General features: G+C 55.8%; 6 protein-coding genes. 2 read left to right on the forward strand and 4 right to left on the reverse strand.

Annotation, left to right across the window (positions count from 1 at the left end):
- A partial coding sequence (locus tag FEV53_RS19635) for an IS3 family transposase (protein WP_142836343.1) occupies positions 1-255 on the forward strand: 255 nt, incomplete at its 5' end.
- Positions 256-312: 57 nt separating this feature from the next.
- On the opposite strand, the gene FEV53_RS21350 is transcribed toward FEV53_RS19635, so the two are convergent.
- The 4 genes from FEV53_RS21350 to FEV53_RS19655 all read right to left on the reverse strand — a co-directional run bounded on the left by FEV53_RS21350 (position 313) and on the right by FEV53_RS19655 (position 3,843).
- Positions 313-1,218 carry a hypothetical protein gene (locus FEV53_RS21350; RefSeq protein WP_142836344.1) on the reverse strand — a complete coding sequence of 302 codons (906 nt, stop codon included), beginning with the start codon at positions 1,216-1,218 and terminating at the stop codon, positions 313-315.
- Between the two features lie 743 nt (positions 1,219-1,961).
- Positions 1,962-2,609 (reverse strand): SOS response-associated peptidase, encoded by a 648-nt coding sequence (locus FEV53_RS19645; protein WP_142836345.1) that lies wholly within the window; start codon positions 2,607-2,609, stop codon positions 1,962-1,964.
- A 77-nt stretch (positions 2,610-2,686) separates the two neighbouring features.
- On the reverse strand, positions 2,687-3,043 hold the full coding sequence (locus FEV53_RS19650; protein ID WP_142836347.1) for a YigZ family protein: 357 nt from the start codon (positions 3,041-3,043) through the stop codon (positions 2,687-2,689).
- A gap of 176 nt (positions 3,044-3,219) precedes the next feature.
- Positions 3,220-3,843 carry a hypothetical protein gene (locus tag FEV53_RS19655; protein WP_142836346.1) on the reverse strand — a complete coding sequence of 208 codons (624 nt, stop codon included), beginning with the start codon at positions 3,841-3,843 and terminating at the stop codon, positions 3,220-3,222.
- A 253-nt stretch (positions 3,844-4,096) separates the two neighbouring features.
- Between FEV53_RS19655 and FEV53_RS19660 the strand changes: the two genes are divergently transcribed.
- Positions 4,097-4,581: alcohol dehydrogenase catalytic domain-containing protein (locus FEV53_RS19660; RefSeq protein WP_185962353.1), on the forward strand; the 485-nt coding region annotated here is incomplete at its 3' end.

Here is a 4,581-nt window from a genome sequence, read left to right on the forward strand (position 1 = left end):
ATCCATCGCGCAAAGCTGATCCAATCCATGAGCCGCAAAGGGGAGTGTCTGGATAACGCCCCGATGGAGAGCTTCTTTTCTTCGCTCAAAAAGGAGCTGGTCCACCGCCAGCGCTTCGCAACAAAGGCACACGCCAAGGCCGCGATCTTCGAGTACATCGAGGTCTTCTACAACCGCCAGCGACGGCATTCAGCCATAGGCTACCAGACACCAGCCCAGGCATTCAAAGAAATGAGTTGGAAAATCGCCGCGTAGGGTCAACAATCACACTGTCCGGAAACAGGGACGAAGATCAGGTCCTATTTGGGTTACTCAAAAGACCACAAGATCTTTTTCGACTGGTTGAACCGGTCGAACCTCGGCCCGGATTTTGAGCCGGTTCGCCACGTTGTCCGGAACTACATTTTCCAGACGTTTCCCATTCCGAAGGACGAGGTCGTCATGGGGGCAAGCTGTCCGAGGCGGTATCGGCACACGCTTGCATCTGCCGCCTGTGAATATCGTGTGACCAAATCCAAGCTCGCGGATCGTCTGATAGAGCTGGGCTTCGCAGCGTTTGACGGCACGACCAGGAAACACCTTTTGCCCTATCACTACGATGCGGATGTGCTGGCTGCCGTCACAACAGATCTCAAAGACATGCTCGACGCAAAACAGGCAGCCCGTCACATAGGATCGAGTGAGACGGCGTTCGCGCAGCTTCTTCGCCGCGGTCACGTTCGGCCCGATATCAAGACCTGCAAAGCCGCAAAGCGATATTCCAAACTCTCGCTCGATAAGTTCCTCAACAAATTGACCAAATGCGCTGTTCCAATGGACGAGTGTCCATCGCATTACAAAACAATCTCGCGAGCGGCCCTGAACGCGAAATGCCCGATGATCGTGATCATCGAGAAGATCCTCGCGGGCGATCTGAACTTTGTTGGTCGACTGCCGGAACGGCGGGGTTTGGGTGCGCTTGTGGTTGATTGCCGTGAAATTCGAAATTTTGAGACGGAGGCTCCGACGACCGGCGTGACACGGCAAGATGCCGCCCGAATGCTCGGGGTGACCCAGTCCACGATCAAACTGTTGATCAGGGACGGTTATCTTCCCGTTAAACTCGGGCGAAACTCCGTCACACGGCATCCGTCGAGCTTGATCGAAGAGGACGATATTGAGAGGTTTCGAGAGCAGTTTGCGACATTGGGCGAAATCGCCCGATCTCTCGGGAAGCATCCGACGTCCGTGCACCCGCTTCTTAAAGCGGCCAACCTAACCCCTATTGTCACCGGTCCGAGAGCAAACCACGTCTTCCGACGAAGTGATCTTGCCACAATCTCAGGTATTGCCACGGGCTTTGACAACAGACCCTCGTCACAGCCGACGTAAGCCCCTTGCTATCATTCGAGAAGCAAGGCCCATGACTGAAGCAGGTCCAGGAGGAGGGTGGGAATGTTGTATTCGCAGCTTTGCAGCGAGGTTATCGGGTGATCGCGAAAGCTTGTCACTTGGAAATTAGAAATGCCGGGCTCAGTCCTGCCGCAGGCTACCAAAGCGCACGAGCAAACAAACGATGAAGCGAGCCTGGGGGATCAACACTGGAAGCTGATTGGGTCAGTTTATGACGCAAAGAACAACTTCGTGTGACGTTCCACATGAATTGTAAGAAGCCACATAGTTCAGAGTTTGTGGTGTCTGTAAGTCATTGATTTTTAACGTCCGCCGTTCTGTGTTGTGCACCACATTTGTGTCTTTGGACGCATAAATCTGAGTCTGATTACGCTCTTTAAAAAGATGTTATAAAACAACGACCTAAGGGATTGGGTGAATTGGGTTTCGCTGACCTGGGTAAGCTCGTTCAAATCTTGCTCTTAGCATGCTGCATGGCTGCGACGTGCGTTGGGCCGATAGAGATTTCGGCAACGCTGCTGCGCGGATCCCTGTCGATAACGGACCATCCACGGGGATGCCGACGACACTCAGGTGGGCTTTGCGTTGGCCGTGATCGGCTCGATCAAGTCCGGGCCATCATCGCGGGATCCAAAGGGCGCGACGGGATGATGCGACAGGCGCGCGCTTTGCCCGAGATCAGGATCTTCGGATCCTGACAGCCAGGCCTCCTGCTCCTCGAGATCTAGGAGGACCGGCATCCGGTGATGGATCGCCGCCACATCGTCATTGGCCGCGCGGGTCATCATCGTGCAGGTCAGCAGATCCTGCCAGCGAGACGCCAGACCGGCGGCGAAGAGCGTCTCTGTATTGCCAGCGCTCTGGATGAAGTGGGGCTGCTTTGCGCCCTTCGGCCCGGTCCATTCGTAATAGCCCCGCATGGGGATGAGACAGCGCCCGGTGCGCCAGACCTGACGAAAGGACGGCTTCAGCGCCGCATCTTCGATGCGCGCGTTGAAGGTCGTGGCCTTCCAGTCCGCCATCGTTCCGTCATGCCAGGAGGGAATGAGCCACCACCGGGCGAGGAGCGGCTTGCGCTCCGGACCTCCGAGAAGGATCACGCTGCTTGTCGGCGCGACATTGAAGCGTTGACGCCAGTTGCCGAAGGGCGCTGCATCGATCCACGAGGTATCGAGCCCGGCGCTTCTCAGATTGGGATCGACAAACCGACCGCACATCAATTTTGCCCTCTGTCCACATTCTGCGTCACGTTTCTACCCAACGACGCTCGACGAGACGGGTCGCGGCGAAAGTGTCAAGACGCGCGCAAATCATGCAGATAGATCCGCACGGCGTCTTGCACATGCCGAAACCGATCTCCGCCAAGATGCTTGCCACCAAACCAACGGGTCACCACGATCAGATGATCGTACAATTCTTCCCGTTCCAGCATCCTCAGGATGACCATCCCGGCGCCCGCTTCCCCATCATCATTTTTGCAAGGCCCGTTGGCGGTCAACACAGCCCAGGTGTTATGGGTCGCTTTGGCGAACTTCTTTTTGCGGCAAAGCTCCTTGACCAGTGCCTTGGCCTCGCAGTCGGAGGAACACGGAGCGCCTGAAACGGCATACTTCGACCCACGGTCGCTGATGATGTTGTCGAAGATGCGCATCGGGCAGAGTTTAAGTCCCTCAACAGTAGAAGCAAGAACGGCCCGCAATCGCCGCTCATCGCCATCTTAGGTGCCGCGATGCGGCACCCGTTGCCTGCCGTTCGACCCGGTCCGCAGCATTTTTGCGCTTCCTGAGTTTGGCTGATCCGGAGCTGACTGCAGCTATGTAAGAAGCATCACATCGCCTGAGCGCTTTGATGGACCTCTGGGAGGTATCCTGCCCCGAAAAGATCCACAATCGGTTGGGGCGTCAGAACTTGAACCGTTTCAGAGCTTGAGAGCGCATGTGGAACGTAACCGTCAAAGGACCAATGTAGAATTCTCCCCCGCCAGATCAGAAATGACGCGCCCGCCTGCGCAAAAAATACACCATCAGGCAGCTCCGAAATTCGGGCGTCAAAGGTCACTTTTTCTTTCTGCCGTGTGATGCGAGCCCGATGCAATGCCTTGTCAATTGTCTGGGGGAGAGGCGTGCTGAATTCGGCGGCTCCATGAACCTGTTCCCATAATTTACAGAACTCTTTGTATCGATCACGGCGGCAAGCTGCACAGGGGCGGTGGCCGGCAGAAAATGCGGTCGCCTCGTCAAGAAAAAACAGCTCTGTGTAATTATGTGGCTGCATGATCTCTCTGTGCGCATTTTTGTACGAGAGCGCACAGGCAACCCAATTCGGATGGCGGTGAGTATGGATGACTTCCTGTGCAGCATCATGCAGGATACCGCGATTGCCCATCAATGTACCACGTGCTGATACAGCGTGAAGTTGAGAAAAGGGATCGACCCTATTTTGATATGCCAAGGGAAACTCCACCCAATAATATGAAGATCTTAGAAAGGCGGTCAATGAGGCGTCAAGTTCAGCTGGGAGCTGCTGAACTTCGCGTTGCCACGTGTGGATGCGAGCACGGCACGAGTTGTATGTTCATTAAGGACTGGCCGTTTCGACACATTTGGTGTTCGATCAAGGGCCGTAGGTCAGAAGTCCGTCGGTCCATCTGGCCGGATCTGTGATCCGTATCTGCATCCTGAACCCGAAACCTGGAGTTATCGACATGAGCACCACGGGCAAGCAGCTGTTCACAACACTGGAAAGCAATGGCACGCTTACCGTCGCGATCGAGGATGTCACCTTTCCCGATCCGACCGGCACTCAGGTCCTTGTGAAAATGGAGGCGGCGCCGATCAATCCGTCGGATCTCGCCATTCTTGTCGGTGCTGCTGATCTCGAGAACGCCGAATACTCGCGTGGAAAATACGTCGCTACCATGCCTGAACCGTTCAATGCGGGATCCAAAGCGCGTCATGGACTGAAGCTACCTGCGGGGAATGAGGGCGCCGGGACTGTCGTTGCGACGGGTGAGAGCGATATGGCCAAGGCGCTGATGGGCCAGCGCGTCGCCTGTTTGTCGGGCAATGCTTACAGCCAGTATTGTGTCGTCGAGGCGGCCATGTGCCTGCCTCTGGGCGATTATTCGGCCGAGGACGGGGCGAGTGCGTTCGTCAATCCGATGACTGCTTTAGGGTTTATTGAAACCGC

The organism is Palleronia caenipelagi (assembly GCF_007004065.1).
Classification (GTDB): Bacteria; Pseudomonadota; Alphaproteobacteria; order Rhodobacterales; family Rhodobacteraceae; genus Palleronia; species Palleronia caenipelagi.